Genomic DNA, 21,913 nt, shown 5'->3' with positions numbered 1-21,913 from the left:
AAGTCTTAGAAGTTTGTTTGCATATTATCACTACTCTTTAGTGTATAGCAATCTAAAGTTTAGTAAGTTAAAATACCGAAATTAACTTTTAGTGAGTAACATCCTTGATGTTCCGTGAAATGTTTCCTCTACTAATATATTTTCGCTATAAGTATCTCTCCAAGCTTTGGGAGATATAGAATAGTTTTGGCGAAACAAGCGGCTAAAATGACCGGAGTCTGGATAGCCGACTTTTGCCGCAATCCAACTTACAGATTGGTCAGTTTTGATTAGTAAACAGCGAGCCTCAGCCATACGACGCTCAATAATCCAGCCGTATATACCCTTTTGAGTTTGACGTTTCACTAAGTTAGTAAGATAAGTAGCTGTATAACCAACAGCTTCAGCTACATCACCAAGATTTATTTGCTGGTGATAATTTTCTTCAATAAATTGGAACACTTTGTTTAGTAAGGAACAATTAGAAATAGGAAATATGGACTGGGGAACGCCGGTCGTCGCAGGTTCCGCCGTTGCACGGCGGAGTAACGACGACTCCGATTTAAAGGTATTTATTGCTTCACTAGTTTGGTTTTGTTGGCAAAATTCGCGGGAAACACACCATTGTTGAATAATTATTCGTTTTTGAAGTTGAACGTTAATTGTTAACAATAGTTCTTCTTCTTGGTAAGGCTGAGTTAAATACGTATCATAGCTATTGGATAGTAATTTATTTTCAGTAAGAAGCTGACGATCAATTGTTTCTGTAGCTATAAAAATAAATGGAGTAATTTTTGTCGCAGCATTTTGACGAAAATCTGTGATAATACTATGATAATTTAGCTCTAATGCCTTAACATTACAAATAACCAATAAAGGTGAATGTTCTTTTGCTAACTTAACACCCATAGATCCATTTTCTGCACCAATAGCATCAAAACCCCTATCATTGAGAAATTTTAAAAAGAAGTTTCGCAGTGTTACTTGATTTTCAATTACTAGTATCTTTTTCATGATGTACTCTTTGTTTAATTTATCAATTAATGATTGTAATGATCATGAATGGATAGAAAAAAGCGTGGGAATAATTAAAGTAATAAATAAACTTTTATTTATTCTCCGTTGCTCTAATTAATACAGTAAAGAATTTATCAAATTAAATAAACTACAGTTTGTGGTGCTTAGAATACATTTTTTTGAATTGAGGATAACCTAAACGTGTAAGTAAAATTACAGAAAAGTGTATAGTATGGGAGTAAATATCTGTGTAAAAATCTAGAGACTTAGGAATACAACCTTTCTCCTCTAAGGATTCAAGGGCGAAAAATCGGGAGCATCCGTGATTTATTGGATTCTAAAAAATTGGTCAAACTACTCCCGAAGAAACCACACCACAATCATGATGTGTAGATTACAACCAATTACCAATCATAATAAAAGGTGACCAATAATAAGGTTTCTTGTATTCTTCTTGTATTTCCGATATTTTGCTCGAATTATGAATTAACGCAAGTTGAGCTTGTTGCAAAGCTTGTGCTTTACTTTTTCCGGCTTGTAAATTTGCATAGAAATTTTTAACTAGAATTGATGTGGATTTGTCATCTACTGACCATAAGGAAGCTAAAGCACTGTTCACTCCTGCTTCTAAGGCAATTCCAGCTAAACCCAGAGTAGCACGTTCATCTCCTGCTGCGGTTTGACAAGCACTTAATGTTAATAAATCAATTCCATTGATATCATCGTCAAATTTTCTCAAAGTTTTTTCTAAGTCACTAATAGTTAGCTTTTGATTCTTTCCTATTACTAAAAATGTATCTTCTGGAATAATTCCAAATTGTGCATGAGTTGCGATGTGAATGATTGGGTAATCAGTTTTTTGGGGTTTCTGGTTTGAGTCAGATGAAGTAAAATCTTGCTTAGTAAGTTGCTTTATATCAGGGAAAAGTTTTTCCAGTGCTTCTATTTCCTTACTAATAAAATCCAAAGCTTGAAATTCTTTCCTGTCTATTTCAGATGCTTTATCAAAAGCAAATATCATCGCCCGATTAGGTTTTCTTTTATCTGCTTTTGGTGCTGTTAAGCGTAAACTTGGTGTTGTGGCGATCGCATATTTTTCAATGAGGTATTGATTTTGTTTTTTGTCGATTAAAGCAGACATGGGAATGCTACGAAATAACCCATCTTGAACAAAAACCAGTGTTTGAATTTTGTCTTGGTTTAAGTAACCTTTTTCTTCAAAAGGTCTAATTATCCAATCATAAATTTTTTGAGCTTGACTGTATACTTTTTGAGCTTCGGGTGAATCTTCGATGCGAAATTTTTGTTGTCCTTTTAACTCTTCAAAAAAGCTTCTGATCTGTGATTCTAATTCTTTGCGGGTAATTTGTTGATTGTTTGTTTGCTCAATCCACTGAATATGTTGAGATTTATCTGGTAGACTAAGTAGAATTGCGGCTTTGTCTTCGAGAAAAATCGAGCTAAATACAGCAGTTTTACCTTGTTCCCCTCCGAGTAATTCGTCAACTTTTTGCGGTGTAATTAATGCTGCAATACAATCATTACCAAAATAGTTTTGTAATTCAGCTAATCTCAGAGAATCAATGATTTCACGAGCGGTATCAAGTTCTTGATTGTTTTGATTTTGTTGCTCAACTTCTTTATTTGATTTTTGACTTAAGTTAGTTTCCGCAGTTGCTTTTTCCAGTTTTAAGGAAGCTAATTTACGGTATAGAGGTTGAATGACATCCCGAAAATCTAACTGCAAGTCTCTATCTGCTGTGATGATATCACTGCGGATTATTTCTAATGTTTGAAAAGCTCGTTCGTAAGCAGCAGAAATTGTCTCTGACTGGCTTCCTGTTTTTTCTAAAAGTCTTGCTTGTTGCCATTCCCACAAATATAAACTATCTTTCGCTTGCAGTTTATATTCAGCAGCTAATAGTGCTTTTTTGGTTAATTCTAAAGCTTGATTATAATCCTTTTGACATTCATAAAAATGTCCTGCGGCTCCTAAAGCAAAAGACTCGGAACGAGAATCTTGAATATTATTACCAGTTTTGATAGCTTGATTTAGTAATCTGACAACTTCTTCATCTGATAATTGCCGTTTTGTTGGACATTGAGTTAATGGTGAAGTAATCTTTTCATCAGCAGATAGATTTGCTAAATCAATTGTTGCAAATACTTTTTGTGGTGAATCGGGTAATTCATCCAGCAGTGCTAAAGCTTGTTTTTTATTATCTATTTGATTTCCAAGTTGTAAGTTGTTATTAGGAGATGATTTTAATTTTTGACTGCGAAGATCAACTTGAATTAAATTCATCAGCGCTCCCATTTGAGCGGGTTTATTATTTTGTTTGACTGCAATTTGGTAACTATTTTGAAAATTATTCCGAGCATTTTGATAATAAGATTTAGCCTCTAATACAATTTCATCGAACTTAGGTAATTCGCTTTCTTTCGCAGAATCTGCATAAAAACTCCAAAGTTGTCCTTTACCTAAATACACGTTACCTAAACTATTTGATATTTTTGATTGTAAAGAAAAATTATCGACATCAACTTTCTGTTGAGCATAATCTAAATATTGAGTTGCCAAATTATATTTAGCTAACAAACGATAAGCTTCCCCAAGACTTCCTAATGCTGCAATTTCTCCCTTAATATCTTTTTGAGTGCGAGATATTTCTAAAGCACTTTTCTCTAAACAATTTGATTGATGTGTATTTTTTTTGTTCTTTATTTGATTATCATCTATTTCTGTTTCTTCTGCACCACATAAAATTGCGATCGCCTTTTTATATTGTCCTGAATTACTATATGCTTGTGCTAATTGTGTCAGCGCTCTTCCAGTTTCGCGGGGATTTTCAACTTGTTGATATAAATTTACTGCTGCATTCCAATGTTTAATACTTTCTTCTAAATCACCAAGTTTTTCAAATGCATTAGCCAAATTTCCTCGAACAATTGCTTGTTCTGGAAGTTGTTTGTTTTTTTGGTATATATTTAAAGCTGTTTCCCATTCTTGAACTGCTTCTCTAAATTTCCCATTGTTATAATATTCAATTCCTTTCTCTACCAGTTGATTAGTATCTTGATTTTGTATTTTGACAACCGTAGCAAATGCTATTCCACTAGTGTTAATAAAAACATTGCTGAGAAATAATGTAAGTATAAAGCTCACTACGAAAAAGGCTGTTAAGATGCGACGCTTTTGTTTTGGGTATTGCTTTGGCATGATTAACTCTAGTTGGTTTTATAAATAAATTACAAGTAGTTTTTGTCACCAATAACTCAAGAATCATGAATTTTTATATATGTAGAAGATGATAAAAAAATAATTATGCTAATTAGATAAAGATTAGTACAAAAATGTATAATATCACTTGTTTGATAAAAAAACTTTTCATACTTTATCGGGCGGTTAAAACCGCATCTACACAAACCGGCACTCGTCTGCACGGGTTTCAAATAATTAGTCCAGGTCGCCGGACTTTGTTTATGTAGTCGCGGTTTAAACCGCCGGATATTTTTATAAACATCTTCTTAGAGAGTGTTTTGAATGTCTAATTTAATATTTTATCTGGCGACTAGAAGTCGCGGCTACACAAACGAAACCCGTCTGCACGGGTTTCAAATAATTAGTCCAGGTCGCCGGACTTTGTTCATGTAGTCGCGGTTTAAACCGCCGGATACAGATGGACTTTGTTTATGTAGTCGCGGTTTAAACTTTAATACTATACCTGGCGACTAGAAGTCGCGGCTACACAAACGAAACCCGTCTGCACGGGTTTCAAATATATTAGTCCACGCAGGTGGACTTTGTTTATGTAGTCGCGGTTTAAACCGCCGGATACAGATGGACTTTGTTTATGTAGTCGCGGTTTAAACCGCCGGATATTTCTAAAACACCCTCTAAGGCTTGGCTGCTTGAACAGTCTAATTTAATACTATACCTGGCGACTAGAAGTCGCGGCTACACAAACGAAACCCGTCTGCACGGGTTTCAAATATATTAGTCCACGCAGGTGGACTTTGTTTATGTAGTCGCGGTTTAAACCGCCGGATATTTTTATAAACATCTTCTAAAATTTAGATGGAGCGAGATATATTTTTCAAACATAATTTGAAGCATAAGAGGTTGAAATGAAAGATGTTAGCTGTAACAGGTTATGGAAATTTTCAATAAAAATTTTACTAGGATTTTTGAGTGTCAGCGTCACATCAATAGAATCGGGTTTTGCTCAAAGCAATATTGTACCGGATAACACTTTAGGTACTGAACCTTCACAAATTAATAATAATAATAATGTAAATAGAAATGGTATACCCAGCACCTTGATAGAAGGTGGAGCAGAGCGGGGTCAAAATTTATTTCATAGTTTGCAAGAATTAAATGTCGGTGAAGGAAGAGGAGCTTATTTTGTTGTTCCCAATGATAATATCCAAAATGTTTTAACAAGAGTAACAGGAAATAATCGTTCTGAAATTTTCGGAATTTTGGGTACGATATCCAATAGAAATTTTGACCCTAGTAATGCAAATTTATTTTTAATTAATCCCAACGGGATTGTTTTTGGAGAAAATGCCAGTTTAGACATAAATGGTTCCTTTGTAGGGACTACTGCAAATGCAATTCAGTTTGCAGAGCAAGGGTTTTTTAGTACGATAAATCCTCAACCACCAGCTTTATTGACGGTGAATCCTTCGGCTTTTTTATTCAGTCAAATTAATCAAACAGCATCGATTCAAAATAATTCAATTGCACCAGCACAACAAAGTCCATCAGGTAGTGATGCATTTGGTTTGCGCGTACCCGATGGTAAGAGTTTGCTGCTAGTAGGTGGCAATGTCAACATGAATGGTGGAGAATTAAACGCTTATGGTGGGAGGGTTGAGTTAGGAGGATTGGCAGAAACTGGAACTGTAGCACTAGATATAAATGGGAATAATTTCAGGTTGGAATTTCCCGATAATGTTACTCGTGCTGATGTATCGCTGACAAATCAAGCCAAGGTATATGTAGAAGGTGCTGGTGGCGGTGATATCGTAGTTAATGCTGGAAATGTGGAAATTAGGGAAGGAAGTTTTCTTTCCGCTGGGATTGGGGAAGGTTTGGGGACACCTGAAACTGTTGCGGGAGATGTTACCCTGAATGCGACTGGAGAAATAACAGTTGCTGATAGCAGCATTTTTAATAACGTGCGCCGGGATTCAAGAGGTAATGGGGGGAAGATTAACATTACAACTGAGTCTGTTGAGGTTACAAACGGCGCTCGGCTAAATACTGGTATTTCCGGGTATGGGAATGCAGGCAGCATAAATATTAACGCTCGCGATATGGTCTTGTTGAATGGGATAGATAGCAATGGATTGCCCACCTCAGCATTGACCAATGTAGAGCAAGGAGCCATTGGGAACGCGGGTAACATCAAAATTACAACTGGGTCGCTTGAGGTCATAAATGGCGCTTTACTTGAATCTCGAGTTCGAGGAGAACGGGGTGATGCAGGAAATGTTACGATTGCTGCCAATGATATTGTTTCCTTTAGTGGTAAGAGTAATGGGTACTTTAGTGGTGTGTACAGCACATTGGAAACGGGAGCAATTGGCAAAGGGGGAAACATTGATATTTCTGCTGGTTCTTTGTCTTTAAATAATGGTGCTCAGATGGAAGCCCTGACGCGAGGACAGGGAAATGCAGGCAATGTATTTGTGAAAGCAATCGATTCTGTTTCCCTTGCAGATGCCGATATCTTCAGCAGGGTAGGAAGAGGAGGTGTGGGTAAAGGTGGCAATATTAACATTGATACTAACAAACTTTCCCTTACAGATAGGGCTCGACTATCAGCAAGCACTTTTGGGGAAGGAAAAGCAGGTAGCGTTAGAATTAATGCTACTGATACAGTTTCCCTTACAGATGCTAATATCTTCAGCACGGTGCAAGCAGGTGGTGTGGGTGATGGGGGGAATATTGAGATTAATGCTGCTAGCCTGACACTACGAGATAGCGCTCAACTGCAAACTAGTATTCGTCGTGCATCTGATACCCAACCAGCAGGAAGAGGCAATGCGGGGGATGTGAATGTGAATGTAACAGGTGTTGTGGATATTGCTGGTGTCAAAAATGGATTCCCTAGTGCGATTTTCAGTAGGGTGGGAACAGGAACAATTGGTAATGGGGGAAATATTACCGTTGATGCCGGTTCCTTGAATTTAGCAGAACGTGCTAGGCTTTCTGCCGCAACATTTGGTGAAGGGGATGCGGGGAATGTGACGGTAACAGCTAAAGATACAGTTTCCCTTACAGATGCTCGTATCTTCAGCACCGTGGAAGCAGAAGGCGTGGGTAATGGGGGGAATATTCATATTTCTGCTGGCTCCTTGTCTTTAACCAATGGTGCTTTCCTGTCTGCGGATATGGAATTAGCAGCAAAGGGTGATAGTGGTAATATTTATGTTAAAACCAACTCAGTCTCTCTCGATAATGGTTCTCGGTTGTCTACCGGAATTCAAGATAACGCGATGGGCGACGGAGGGAACATTACAGTCGAAACAGGATCGTTTTCTGCCGCAAGGAATAGTGAATTAGAGGTCAGCACTAGAGGAGAAGGTACTGCGGGTAACATCAAAATTAATGCCAAAGAGTTTTCGTTAAGTTCAAATGCAGCACTGATAGGGGATGTGGGATCTAATGGCAAGGGGGGAGGAAATATTAATTTGGTTGTCGAAGATACCATTTCACTTATAGGAGGCAAAACTGAAATTGCCGCTACTGGGGAAACGACCAGAATTACTTTGGGAGTGCAGCAAGGGGGGAAAGGATCGGGTGGAAACCTAACAATCAAAGCTAATTCTTTAGTACTAAGAGACGGCGCTTTTATTAAAGCCAGTACTCAAGGAGAAGGTGCAGCAGGAAATATTAATATTAATACTAAGGTTGCCGATATTTCAGGTAGTAGTCCCAATAGTGGATTATCCAGCGGATTATTTACCAGTACTGATACTTCTTTTAAGGCTGGCGATATAATTATTGATACTGAAATATTCCGGATTGCCGATGGGGCTGCTTTAAGCACTCGTACTCGCTCAGGTGGAGACGGTGGTGCTATTAAGGTGGATACTAATTTATTCGAGGGGCAAAACGGTGCTCAATTAGTGACTACAACATCTGGTTCTGGGAAAGCAGGTAATATTCTGCTCAATGCAAAAGACCGAGTGACTATCTCTGGTGTTGACCAGAAATATGATGCTCGCATTAATCAAATTCAGGCGAATGAACAACGTATCCGCCAACTTTTTCCAGAAGATGATGCTGCTTCATTCCAATTATCATTGATCGCCAACAATCTTACAGAAACAGGTGCTGCTAGTGGTCTATTTGCTAACGCTCTGAACAACTCCACAAATGAAGGGGGAAGCATAGAGATTAAGACTGAGCAGTTTACCATCCAAGATAGGGCTGAAGTTACTGTGAGTAGTAATGGATCAGCAAATGCAGGCAACCTACATATTAACGCTGACTTGATTCGCCTAGAAAACCAAGGAAAATTCACTGCTTTTACAGCAGCAGGAACTGGCGGTAACATATTGCTCTCAAACTTAGGATTATTAGAAATGCGCGATCGCAGTCTAATATCGGCTGAAGCTCTCAATGACGCTAATGGTGGCAACATCACAATCAACGCTCCTAATGGCTTTATCGTTGCCTTTCCCAAAGAAAACAGCGACATCAGCGCCAATGCTTTCAGGGGTAATGGTGGTAATGTTGAAATTAACTCTCAAGGTATCTTTGGTATCGAACCCCGCACTCATGAAACTGCTCAAAGCGATATTACAGCCAGTTCCCAATTAGGAGTTGCGGGAAATGTTAATCTCACTGCTCCAGACAATAGCGGTATCCAGAATAGCCTCACAGAATTACTAGAAAACCCAATTGATAGCGAAGCTTTAATCGCGAGTAGCTGCGTAGTCAGAAGTAACGAAAGAAACGGTACTTTCTTTATTACTGGCGCTCAAGGTTTCCCCTATCGTCCCGGTGATGCAGTACCTTCTGTCTATTCTACCGTTGGGGTGCAATCTGTACCAAATAATACATCTGCAAAACCTCGTCGTCGCTGGAAAATTGGAGACCCCATTGTGGAACCATCGGGGGTTTATCGTTTGGAAAATGGAAGACGTATACTTAGTCGCGAGTGTAGCAGGTGAGAGGTAACGGAGAATCCGCATCATTATTTTCACATATCCCATACAGATTTCTGTAATCCTCACAACACATTTGAGTGACTCTCTATACTAAAAAGTGCATTCAAAACACCATGAATTGTAGTTTATTTAACTTGGTAAATTGCTTACCGTGTTATTAAATCTCAACTTCATTAATTAGGTGCTAGAGAGTCCCCATGAATATACGTTGGCGAAAATTATTTGTCAAAATATCCTTTTGGTTAGCATCGGAAATTGTGCTTAATTTCCTCGGAATAGATGATTTGGCTGACTATAGCGAGTTTATTTTTGAAAATAAACATTTTAGTGAGAAAATAGCAAGTGGTTGTACAATAAGCCTTAAGCATAGCTATCTCTTTCAGAGACGCTCCGCTAATGCTGCACGTGAGATAAGATACATAACTCATAATCTTCTTTTCAGTTCAAAGTCTCTTCTACCGAGGAGAGAACCTTTTGGAGAGAAGCTCGGAGTAAATTTTCCCACTTTCCCGTGCAACCTCGAAATAATTAAAAAGTACTTTTGAAGCGTAAGGGGGTGTAATGAAGTGCAATAGCAGGATAAACAAATATTATATCAGGTTTTCGGGACGCAAGTGCAATATTCATCAATCCCTTTTTAAGATAAGTTTGTCTTGGAGTTGCTTTTTAAGAATTACTTGCGCTGGTATCGGCGCTTTTTGGGTAAATTCTGTTAACGCTCAAATTACTCCTGACAACACTTTACTCAATAATTCTAGTGTCAAAGTACAAGGAAATACTAACCTTATTGAAGGTGGAACTACTGCTGGTAGTAATTTATTTCACAGTTTTAAAGACTTTATCGTACCTACGGGCAGTGAAGCATACTTTAATAATGCGGTTGACATCAGTAATATTATTACTCGTGTAACGGGTGATTCGATTTCTAATATTGATGGATTAATTAAAGCTAATGATAAGGCAAATTTATTTTTAATTAATCCCAACGGGATTGTTTTTGGTGAAAATGCCAAGTTAGATATTCGTGGTTCTTTTGTAGGGAGTACTGCTGAGAGTATCAAATTTGCAGATGATATTGAATTTAGTGCCAAAAATCCACAAAATACATCTTTACTAACAGTAAGTGTTCCTCTGGGGTTGCAATATGGCACAAATCCCGGAAAAATTGAGATAAATGGTAAGGGTGATACAGAAAGAGAAATACCAGAATTGTATGACCCAAAATCTGGTTTGCAAGTACTATCCGATAAAACATTAGCTTTGCTTGGTGGCGATGTTTTATTGAATGGCGCAACCTTAAAAGCTGAGAGTGGCAGAATTGAATTAGGCAGCGTTAACGGAGAAGGTTTAGTAAGTATTACACCACAAGAAAAAGGTTTTGCTTTTGGTTTTGATAATTTAGAGAATTTTGGTGAAATTGAATTATCTAAAAATACGGTAGTTGATGCTACTGGAGATGGTGCCGGTGATGTGCAGCTAACAGGTAAAAATCTCACTCTTAGAGATAATTCGGTAATTGTATCAACTCAAACAGGAACAGAAAAAAGCGGTGGTATAGTAATTAATTCGACGGATTCTGTTAACTTAAATGGTATCAATGACACTTTTATCCCCAGCGGTTTATATGCCAATAATGTGAGTGGAAATGCCACGGAAAATACAGGAAATATAAGGATTGATACTCAACAATTGACAGTACAAAATGGAGCTACTGTCATTACTAATGCTTGGAGTGCAGGTAATGCTGGGGATATTGATATAAAAGCTAATGGTTTGAGAATTGAAGGTGGTGCCAAAATTAGTGTTAATACACATAATGCTGGTAATGCAGGAAATTTGAATATTGATGCCGAAGAAGTGGAAGTAATTGGTACGGGGAATAATGGGAATTCACCGAGTTTATTGAGTGTTTCTGTAGAGAAAGAAAATTCAACAGGAAGTGGTGGAGACTTAAAGATTAACACTAATAACTTACTCGTTGATGGTGGGGGATTTATCTTTGCTGGTACATCCGGTAAAGGTAATGGAGGTAATATGACAATTAATGCCAATAATTTGGAAGTTGAAGGTGGTGCAAAAATTAGTGTTAATACCTATAATGCTGGTAATGCAGGAAATTTGAATATTGATGCCGAAGAAGTGGAAGTAATTGGTACGGGGAATAATGGCAATTCTCCGAGTTTATTGAGTGTTTCTGTAGAGAAAGATTCAACAGGAAGTGGTGGAGACTTAAAGATTAACACTAATAACTTACTCGTTGATGGTGGGGGATTTATCTTTGCTGGTACATCCGGTAAAGGTAATGGAGGTAATATGACAATTAATGCCATTGAATCAGTAAAAATTATTGGTCAAGGTGGTGAAAATAATCAATATCCCAGTGCTTTATTCGTTGTAGCTGAACAACCTTCAACAGGAGATTCAGGCTCTTTGATTATTGATACTAAACAAATGCTTGTACAAGATGGAGCATTTGTTAGTGCTAGTAATAATAGTCAAGGTGGTGCAGGAGATATGAAAATTACAACTCATGACTTGTTACTCAAAAATAATGCACGTTTTTTTGTCGGCAGAGTTACCGAAGATAAGAATGTAGGAAATTTAACGATTAAAACCAATAACTTATTAGTTGAAAGTGGATCTGCGATGCAGGCTGGTACATCAGGTACAAGCGGGAATTTAAATATTGATGCCCAGGATATAAAAGTTATTGGTACAGGCAATAATGGTAATACTCCTAGTAGCTTGGTTGTTTCAACCAAGACAAACTCAACAGGTGACGGCGGAAGTTTAAATATAAACACTAAAAGAATACAAATTGAAGATGGAGCATTTTTATCTACTGGTACATCTGGAGAAGGCATTGGAGGAGATTTGAATATTAATGCTGAAGAATATGTATATGTGATTGGTAAAGGTGGTAACAATCCTGAAAATAATCAGCCATATGCGAGCGGTTTGTTTGCTAGAGCAGAAAAAACCTCAACAAGCAATGCAGGTAAAGTAACTATTAAAACTAAACAAATCCTTGTACAAGATGGAGCAACTATTAGTACAAGTACTGATTCACCAGGTGATGGAGGAGATTTAAATATTAATGCCGATACTATCCTAATTAAAGATGGAGCAGAAATCAGCGCTGGTACAAATAGTGGAGGCAAGGGTGGAAATTTAACCCTTAAAGCAAAAGATATACAATTAATTGGTACGGGGAATAACGGTAATACTCCGAGTTCTTTAAGTACTTCAGCATCATTAAACTCAAAAAAAGATGCGGGAAATGTAAATATCACAACTAAACAAATACTTGTTAGAGATGGAGCATTTGTAGCAACTAGTACTAGAGGTGAAGGCAATGGAGGAGATTTGAATATTAATGCCCAAGACTTACAAATTATTGGTACGGGTGGTAATAATCCAGGAAATAATAATCAGCCATATGTGAGTGGTTTGTTTACTTCGGCAGAGAAAGAATCATCAGGAAAGAAAGCCGGAGACTTGATTATTAATACTGAACAAATGCTTGTTCAAGATGGCGCACAGGTTGCAGCCGGTACATTTTCAGCAGGTGATGGAGGAGAATTAACTGTAAATGCCGAAGATGTTAAATTAATTGGCACTGGTAGTGCTTTATTCGCAAGAGTTCTAGAAAATGGAAGTGGTAAGGCGGGCAATTTAACAGTTAATACTAATACTTTACTAGTTAAGGACAATGCTCAAGTCTCTGTGGAAAGTCTTGGAACGGGAAATGCAGGAACTTTAACATTAAATGCTCGTTTTATTAATTTAGACAACAATGCGTTACTTAATGCCAGTACCCAAAGTGCAGATGTCAATAAGGAACAGGCAACAATTAATATTATCAACGCACGAAATTTAATTTTACGTCGTGATAGCCAAATCCTTACTAACGCAAAAGGTGAAAATGTTCAAGGGGGAAATATTAATATTGATAGTGATGCGATCGTTGCCTTAGAAAACAGCGATATCAGCGCCAATTCTCAAAACTCCCGTGGAGGACGAGTGACAATAGAAACTGAAGGAATCTTTGGTACTCAAGTCCGCGACGCACTTACTCCTCAAAGTGATATTACTGCTACAGGCGCAACCCCTAATTTAAGTGGTATTACAGAAATTAGTGAATTCGATATAGACCCTACTCAAGGAATTACAGAATTACCACAAAACCCTATTGATAGCGAAGCTTTAATTGCTAGCAGTTGCGTAGTTAGAAGTCGGGAAAGAAACGGTACTTTCTTTATTACTGGTGGTGAAGGTTTCTCTTATCGTCCCGGTGATCCAGTACCTTCTGTCTACTCTACTGTTGGAGTGCAATCTGTACCAAATAATACATCTGTCAAGCCTCGTCGTCGCTGGAAAATTGGCGACCCCATTGTGGAGCCATCTGGGGTTTATCGTTTGGAAAATGGACGACGTATACTTAGTCGGGAGTGTAGCAGGTGAATATAATTCGTAATTCGTAATATCACCCTCCGGGTGACGCTTCGCTACGTAATATGGCGCATTCGCGCCACGCAAGCTACGTAATTATTGCCCCATAAATAAAATAATGGTGCTTCAACATTGCCGCCCCGTCAGGGACATCCACGGATAAATCCGGGGGCTATGTCCTGACGGACACGCGGAGCTAACAAACCTTAAAAAATTAACTTGGTGAAATGATTTGATGATATTTTCTAGTCAATTATTTTTCAGGTTGCTACTACTTAAACAAACATATATATGCACTCAACAAATACAAAAATAATCATATTATTGTTTTTTAGCTTAATTATCGCCAGTTTTATACCATTCAAACAATTAGCTCGCGCTCAATCAACTCCTCCCGATGGAATCACAATTCCTCCAAATACACCCGAACGAATTGAAGAAACTATTCCCAAACCGACGGAAACACCTTTACCCTCTAAACCAGAACCTTCTTTACCTCCTGCTTTACAAACACCTTCCACCGATACACCAACAGCACCGACTACTCCCATTAATGAAGGGATTAATGTTAAGAAAATTGAAGTTTTAGGTAATACTGTTCTCATTGATGATATTAACAAACTGATAAAAAAATATGAAAACTGTTCAAAACAAACTTGCTCTGTCCCTTTTGAAGATTTAGTTCAACTACGCTCTACCATTACCCAACTTTATATTGATAACGGTTATATTACATCCGGTGCATTTATTTTAAATAACCAACCCTTAGAAAGTGGAATTATAGAAATCCAAATAGTAGAAGGTGAATTAGAACGAATTGAAATCAACGGACTTAATAGATTACAAACAAATTATGTCCGCAGTCGTCTTAGAATAGCAACCAAACCCCCCTTAAACCGCAAACGCTTAGAATCGGCATTGCAGCTATTACAACTTGATCCTTTATTACAACAAGTTAACGCCGAATTAATCCCAGGTAGCAGCCCTGGTAAAAACATTTTACGACTGCAATTAAAAGAAGCACCTGCATTTAACGCAGGTATTGTCATTGATAATAACCAATCTCCCACTATCGGTTCCCTGCAAGGTATTGTATTTGCTAGTTATAATAATCTATTAGGTTTTGGCGACCAATTATCCGCTGAGTACGGTTTGACAGACGGTCTAGATATATATGGTTTAGGTTATAAAATACCAGTAAATGCCCGAGACGGTACATTTAATATCCGCTACAGTAACAACACTAGCCAGATAATCGAAGATCAATTTGCTGACTTGGGTATTCGCAGTGACTCACAATCTTTATCATTTGGGTTCCGACAACCTTTAGTCAAAAAAGCAGATACAGAACTTGCTCTTGGATTAGCCTTAGATATACGTCGATCGCAAACATTTTTACTTGATGATGAACCCTTTTCCTTTTCAGAAGGACCAGAAGATGGTAAATCTAGAGTTACAGCAATTCGCTTTTCCCAAGAGTGGCTACAACGAAATGCAAAACAAGTACTCGCAGCGCGATCGCAATTTAGTTTCGGTATCGATGCATTTGACGCTACCATCAACGAAAGTGGTATTGACGGACGATTTTTTATCTGGTTGGGACAATTTCAATGGGTACAGCAAATGTCACCCAAAACTTTAATAATAGCCAAAATCAACACTCAACTCACACCCGATGGTTTACTACCTTTAGAAAAAATTAGTTTGGGTGGAGTAGATACCGTGCGAGGATATCGCCAAAACGAACTTGTGGCGGATAATGCCATTATTGGTTCAGTAGAATTACGTCTTCCCGTCACATCAGATAACTCGTTACAAATCAGACCTTTTTTTGATATCGGTACAGTTTGGAATAACAAAGCAGAAAATCCCGACCCACAAACAGTTGCGGGTTTAGGATTAGGTTTAAGCTGGCAACCACGAAGAGACTTATTTTTACAATTAGATTACGGTATTCCCTTAATAGCAGTTGAAGATCAAGGCGACTCATTACAAGAAAATGGTGTTTATTTCTCCTTGCGTTATCAACCGTTTTGATATGGTAATTACTCTTTTCCTGGCAGAAGATTACCGATAAAAAAAACCGCACAGACAAGGCAGTGCGTTGCGGAGGAACACGCACCGTTGTAGCAACTGCCGCGCAGAGTACGCAGAGGAAAGAGATAAAGAGAAATAGGTAATTTTCCAGCGAGATAGGAGTAGTTAATCTGTTGTGCCGACTTCTTTGACATTACCAATTACCCATGGGTAAGTCCTATTTACTACAAAAATTTTTGATAAATTTTGGAATATTTATTTTCCTTTATCTGTTATTGATAGTGAGGACAAAAAATACCTCATGAAAATCTGATTAAATTCAAGGATAATTTTATGAAAATACACTCATCTCAAGTTCCCAAAACAGGCTTTTTATTCTTTGCTAGTGCTGCTTCTGGAATATTTCTTTAACACTTCGTCCTCAACAACCGATTCGTGTTTGTTTGCACAAGCGATAGAGAATTTGCGAGATAACTACCATGAATGCCCATTACCCCTTACCGTACAGTTTTCTGTAATCCGAACAGCACAATTGTGTTTTTTCCCTTTCAATAAGATGTATTGAAGACACCATAAATTGTAGTTTATTTTGGTTATTAGATTTCTTATTATGTTATTAAAGCACAGGGGGAATGAAAAGGTTAAAGGTTAAAGGTTAAAGGTTAAAGGTTAAAGGTTAAAGGTCATATTGATATTTTGAGGTTTTTTTTTAGTGAAAAATAACCAGGTAGTTTAATTTTCAATTCAATTTGTTTACGTAAGGAACTAGTTTACTGAAGAGGTAAAATGCTGAGTAAAGTATCCGAAAAGAGAATGCACGCTGTTAGATTGGTACTAGTAATTGGATGGTTGCTGTTGATATTTTCGCTATTTTACGACCCGATAACCCATCACTTGACTAATCCCAGTAACTTCTTATCTCCCTTCCGTGACTCACTTCCACAAGTTATTGTACAAGGAAAACCCTTAAAAGAACAACCTTATCCCATTGGTGCAAGAGTATTTTGGGGAATGGTTGTACCCAGCGCCATCATGATTGTACTAGTTTTTGGACACGAGACTTGGCGGCGGATTTGTCCTTTATACTTTCTTTCTCAAATTCCTCGTGCTTTAGGATTAAAACCAAGATTGAATATCAATAAAAATACTTGGTTAACGCGCAACCATTTTTACGTACAGTTTGCTCTGTTATTTATCGGCTTAAACTTCCGTATCCTGTTCATTAATTCAGCACGTCTGGCTTTGGGATTGTTTTTATTGACTGCGATCGCAAGTTCAATTACGGTTATATTTTTATACGGAGGTCGCAGTTGGTGCCATTATGTATGTCCTTTCGGAGTTGTGCAAACGGTTTTTACTGGTCCGCGTAGTTTATTAGGAAGTAATGGGATATCTGCATCTCCCCAAAGTATAACTCAATCAATGTGTCGTACTGTAGATATAACTACAAACCAGGAAAAAAGCGCTTGTATCGGCTGTAAATCTGCTTGTATGGATATCGACGCAGAAAAATCTTACTGGAACGATTTAAAAAAGCCAGGACGCAGATTTGTTCAATACGGTTATTTGGGACTGGTAATCGGTTATTTCGTCTACTACAGATTATACGCTGGTAACTTTGATTATTACTTCTCCGGTGCTTGGATGCACGAAGAAAATCAATTATCAACACTTTGGAAACCAGGTTTTTACTTATTCAACGAACCAATTAATATACCTAAAATCATCGCAGTTCCGTTAACATTAGCTTTTGCAGTTGCGTTAAGTTACTGGAGTTTGACTAAAATCGAAAAAGCTTATCGTGCTTATCTAAAAAAACACAATTCCCGCATAAATTCGGAACAAGTTTTACACAGGATGCTGACGATTTGCACCTTTATAGCTTTCAACAGTTTCTTTATTTACGGTGGAAGACCAGAAATTTTAAGATTACCCGTTCCAGCACAACTATTATTTAACACCTTGGTCGTAATAGTTAGTACTATGTGGTTAGTTCGGACTTGGGGACGTAGTTTTGAGCAGTATCAAAGAGATAGTAATCTTGATAGTTTCCGTCGTCAATTGTCTAAGTTATCGATTAATAATTCTCAATTTTTAAAAGGACGTTCTCTCGATGAATTATCATCAAACGAATTGTTTATCCTAGCTTCGGTTTTACCAGAATATCGACAAAAAGACCGATTAGAAATTTATAAATCAATTCTGTTAGAAGGATTAATACAAAAAAACTTCACTTCTTCTAATAGTTTAGAAATTTTACAGGAAATACGTCAGAAATTAGCTTTGAGTGAAAATGAGCATTTCTCCATACTATCAGAAATCAGCAGCGAGCAACCATTTCTAATTTATCCAAATCAGAGGATAAATCCTGCTAATTCTCACGTTGAACTTACACAAACCAGATTGTTAAAAACTCATCGTCGTTAGATGTTCACAAGAGTTTAATTAATTATGAAAATTACAGTATTTAACCCCAAAATAGGTTTTTTAGCCGAAAAAAACCTTGTTGTTTCTACAGACAAACCTTCATTATTTCTAATTGGTAGACATCCCAACAGCGATTTAATTTTAAATACACCAGAAGTGAGTCGAGTACATGGTTTAATTACTTACTTTCAGCAAAATTATTACTTTGTCGAGCTTGCTAGTACTGGTGGTTCGCGGCTTAATAATCAAGAAGTTTTGGTGAATCAAAACTGCATTTTACAGCCTGGTGATAATTTGAGAATTGGTGATTTTTTCTTATTGTTTTTACCTGAAGAAGAAAAAATAGAAAAGTCAAATCCTTATTGGTATTTAAAACCTCAATCTACTGATGTTTATAACCAAAAAGAATCGGGTAAAGAGAATGAATTAATAGTTAATTGTTCCCAAATAATCGAAGAAACATATGATGTTAAAACCTTTTGCTTTATTGCTTCTCCACCCACAATGTTTAATTATCAACCAGGTCAATTCGTAACATTAGAATTAGAAATTGATGGTAAATTAGTAAAACGCCCTTACTCAATTTCTTCTACTCCTTCACGTCCCCATAATTTAGAAATTACCGTTAAACGAGTTCCTGCTCCAAATGATATACCGGATGCTCCTCCTGGATTAGTTTCTAACTGGTTACACGATAATTTTACTGTTGGTAATCAAATTAAAATTAGTCCCCCAACTGGTAATTTTACGATTCAAAATAATCCCAATCGTAAATTTATGTTTATCTCTGCTGGTAGCGGTATCACACCAATGATGTCAATGTCTCGATGGTTGTGTGATACAACTCCAAATGCCGATATTGTCTTTGTCCACAGCGCTAAAACTGTTCAGGATATAGCTTTCTGTCACGAATTAGAATTTATGGCTAACCGATATCCCAATTTTCAACTAGCTATCACTTTAACTGGTATGCAATATAACCCAAATTGGTTGGGATATACTGGCAGGTTGAACGAGACGATGATCAAGACGATTAGCGATGATTTTCAAGAACGTATTGTATATGTTTGTGGTCCCGATGGCTTTCGAGAAAGCGTAAAAGCAATATTGAGGGAATTAGAATTCCCCATGGAAAACTACCATGAAGAAAGCTTTGGTTCTTCTAAAAAGCAAAATAAACAGCAAAAACAACCTCAATTAGTAGTAGCTGATGATGCTCCAACACATTTTTACTCTACGTCTTATGCACCAATGCCTGAAAAAAGCAATGTTGTAGCTTTTACTAAATCTCAAAAAGAAGTACTTTGCGATGCTAAAGAAACTATTTTACAAGCTGCTCAAAAAGAAGGGATAACATTACCCTACGGTTGTCAGATGGGAGCTTGTGGTCAATGCAAGTTACGCAAGCTTTCTGGAGAAGTCTATTACGAAGAAGACTCTAATTGTGAAGAGGATTATGTTCTTACTTGTGTAGCTAAAGCTGATGGAAATGTAGTTATTGAAGGCTAATATATCATACTTGGACGCACCAAAAAAGCAACGCAAGATTACAATTTGACTCTTGAATTTCCGATAATTAATTCACTTAAAATTCACTCAATAATTCACTCAATAATTAACTCAAAAAAATGCAATACTCAAACTTATACAATAATACCAACTCCACTCACGAATGTAATGTAGAGAAACAAGGGAGTAATCAAGTTGAACTTCAAATTGACCCAGATACTCAATTAGTAACCGTTGACGATGCTACTCCAACAGTTTCCGTAATCTGGGACCAAGCAGTTCAACAAGCTGTAATTAATACATCACCAGGTCCGACAGTTGCATCTCGTGCTTATGCAATGTTGCATACTGCTACATACAATGCTTGGTCAGCATACGACTCCACAGCAATATCAACTCAACTTGGTGATTATTTACAGCGTCCCGATGCGGAAATTACTGACGCAAATAAATCAGAAGCAATGAGTTATGCTGCTTATCGGGTTCTAAACGACCTATTCCCCACCCAAACTGAGATTTTTGACCAATTGATGGGTGAATTAGGTTTAGATACGAGCAATAATACTACCGATATTACCACGGCTGCTGGTATTGGTAATGTAATGGCAGGGGAGTTATTAGAATTTCGTCATCAAGATGGTTCTAACCAATTAGGTGAGAGCCTGAATGGAATTGATGGGGTTCCTTATTCAGATATCAGTGGTTATCAACCCATTAATGCTCCTGGTAAAATCGTTGATATTGAACGTTGGACACCGGAATTAGTAGCGATTGATGCAAAACTAGGAACAGAAGCATCTACTCAACAGTTTCTGACACCTCAATGGGGTAATGTTACACCTTTTGCTTTAGAATCTGGTGAGCAATTCCGTCCAGAAGCACCAAAACCATTTTTGCTGGTAGATGGAGATCTAAATTTAGAAGAGAAAACAATTACCCTTGAAGATGGCTCTGTATTAAATATCGATAAGAGTCTGATCGGAGATGTAATTAACCCCGAATTTATCGCTCAAGCCCAAGAAGTTATTGATATCAGCGCTAATCTTACCGACGAGCATAAATTAGTTGCAGAGTTTTGGGAAATGGGTGGTGGAACATCCTTTCCTCCCGGTACTTGGATGACTTTTGGACAATTCGTCTCGGCACGAGATAATAATACCCTCGACGAAGATGCTCAATTATTCTTTGGCTTGGGTAACGCAGTGTTTGATGCAGGTATCGCTACTTGGGAAGCCAAAACTCACTATGATTATACTCGTCCAGTTAGAGCGATTCGGGAATTGGGGGAACTCGGATTAATCGGGGAATTCAATCAAGAACTCGGTGGTTATGCAATTGATGCATGGAAACCAGGAGAAGGAACTCAGACAATATTAGCAACCGATTTCCTTACCTTTCAAACTCCTGGAGGAAACCCATCACCACCTTTTGCTGAATATACCTCTGGACACAGTAGCTTTAGCGCTGCGGGTGCAGAAATATTAGAATTGTTCACAGGTAGCGATGAATTTGGCGCTTCTGTAAGCTTTAACACAGGTAAATCTCGTTTTGAACCCGGCAAAACTCCTTCAGAACCAGTTACTTTAGAGTGGGATACCTTCAGTGAAGCTGCGGAAGAAGCTGGTATTTCTCGTATCTATGGTGGAATTCATTTTACGGATGGTGACGTTAACGGAAGAATATTGGGAGAACAGGTAGGGCAAGCCGTTTGGGATAAAACTCAATACTTTATTAACGGTGGATACGAAAGTGTAATTGACACCAATGAAGATTATATTCTGAACGGCGGAATATGGGATGATACTCTAAACATTGTAAATACAGAGTTTGACGAAGATATTATTCCACTAATTGGCTCTTCAAAGGATTATTACCTTGGTGTTTCTCCACAAGAAACAGGTATCTTTTTTAATGATAATGTAACCCCCGAATTCAGTCAGATGGTTGTAGATATACGAACAGATAATTTAAGCTCAGATAGTTTTCAGTTTTGATTTTTCTGATTGATTTTTTATTCCATTCATAGGGCTTGTGTTATTAGAGCGGGAATTTCATTCCCGCTTAAATGATCGCGATCAGAACTCCCCATAATTAATGAAATGAACTACTAGTAGCCCTTTGCATTAGTTCTGAGGGGTTGAAGTAGTGCGAGCCGGAAAGCTCGCTGGTTGTAACGAGGGAGCGAGACGCTCCCACTACGAGAACGTTACCCATCAAAATTAATGTGGCGGAGTACTAGTAGTTCTTTGCATTAGTTATGAGTGGTAATCGGAAATATCTAAATTCTCTTCTCCCCCCTCTCCCC

Annotated in this window: 8 protein-coding genes; 6 read left to right on the top strand and 2 right to left on the bottom strand. The window is 37.7% G+C overall.

The window, feature by feature from the left end; translation table 11 throughout:
• Positions 1 to 81: 81 nt before the first annotated feature.
• Positions 82 to 993 (bottom strand): helix-turn-helix domain-containing protein, encoded by a 912-nt coding sequence (locus IQ247_RS18290; RefSeq protein WP_193922518.1) that lies wholly within the window; start codon positions 991 to 993, stop codon positions 82 to 84.
• Positions 994 to 1,390: 397 nt separating this feature from the next.
• Positions 1,391 to 4,216 carry a CHAT domain-containing protein gene (locus IQ247_RS18285; RefSeq protein WP_193922516.1) on the bottom strand — a complete coding sequence of 942 codons (2,826 nt, stop codon included), beginning with the start codon at positions 4,214 to 4,216 and terminating at the stop codon, positions 1,391 to 1,393.
• Positions 4,217 to 5,124: 908 nt separating this feature from the next.
• On the opposite strand from IQ247_RS18285, the gene IQ247_RS18280 reads away from it, so the two are divergent.
• The 6 genes from IQ247_RS18280 (at position 5,125) to IQ247_RS18255 (ending at position 21,602) form a co-directional block, all read left to right on the top strand.
• Positions 5,125 to 9,186, top strand: a complete 4,062-nt coding sequence (locus IQ247_RS18280) for a two-partner secretion domain-containing protein (protein WP_193922514.1) — start codon at positions 5,125 to 5,127, stop codon at positions 9,184 to 9,186.
• A 645-nt stretch (positions 9,187 to 9,831) separates the two neighbouring features.
• On the top strand, positions 9,832 to 13,647 hold the full coding sequence (locus tag IQ247_RS18275; protein ID WP_193922513.1) for a two-partner secretion domain-containing protein: 3,816 nt from the start codon (positions 9,832 to 9,834) through the stop codon (positions 13,645 to 13,647).
• Positions 13,648 to 13,926: 279 nt separating this feature from the next.
• Positions 13,927 to 15,672, top strand: a complete 1,746-nt coding sequence (locus IQ247_RS18270; RefSeq protein ID WP_193922512.1) for a ShlB/FhaC/HecB family hemolysin secretion/activation protein — start codon at positions 13,927 to 13,929, stop codon at positions 15,670 to 15,672.
• A 786-nt stretch (positions 15,673 to 16,458) separates the two neighbouring features.
• Positions 16,459 to 18,099: a 4Fe-4S binding protein gene (locus IQ247_RS18265; protein ID WP_193922511.1), complete on the top strand. Its 1,641-nt coding sequence runs from the start codon at positions 16,459 to 16,461 to the stop codon at positions 18,097 to 18,099.
• Between the two features lie 24 nt (positions 18,100 to 18,123).
• Complete coding sequence (locus IQ247_RS18260) at positions 18,124 to 19,608, top strand: 2Fe-2S iron-sulfur cluster-binding protein (RefSeq protein ID WP_193922510.1); 1,485 nt, start codon at positions 18,124 to 18,126, stop codon at positions 19,606 to 19,608.
• A gap of 119 nt (positions 19,609 to 19,727) precedes the next feature.
• On the top strand, positions 19,728 to 21,602 hold the full coding sequence (locus IQ247_RS18255) for a vanadium-dependent haloperoxidase (protein ID WP_228059846.1): 1,875 nt from the start codon (positions 19,728 to 19,730) through the stop codon (positions 21,600 to 21,602).
• Positions 21,603 to 21,913 lie beyond the last annotated feature (311 nt).

The sequence above is a fragment of the Plectonema cf. radiosum LEGE 06105 genome, assembly GCF_015207665.1.
Classification (GTDB): Bacteria; Cyanobacteriota; Cyanobacteriia; order Cyanobacteriales; family Nostocaceae; genus Rivularia; species Rivularia radiosa_A.
The sequence above is the reverse complement of the archived record's forward strand: the minus strand, read 5'-3'. Positions and strand labels throughout refer to the sequence as shown.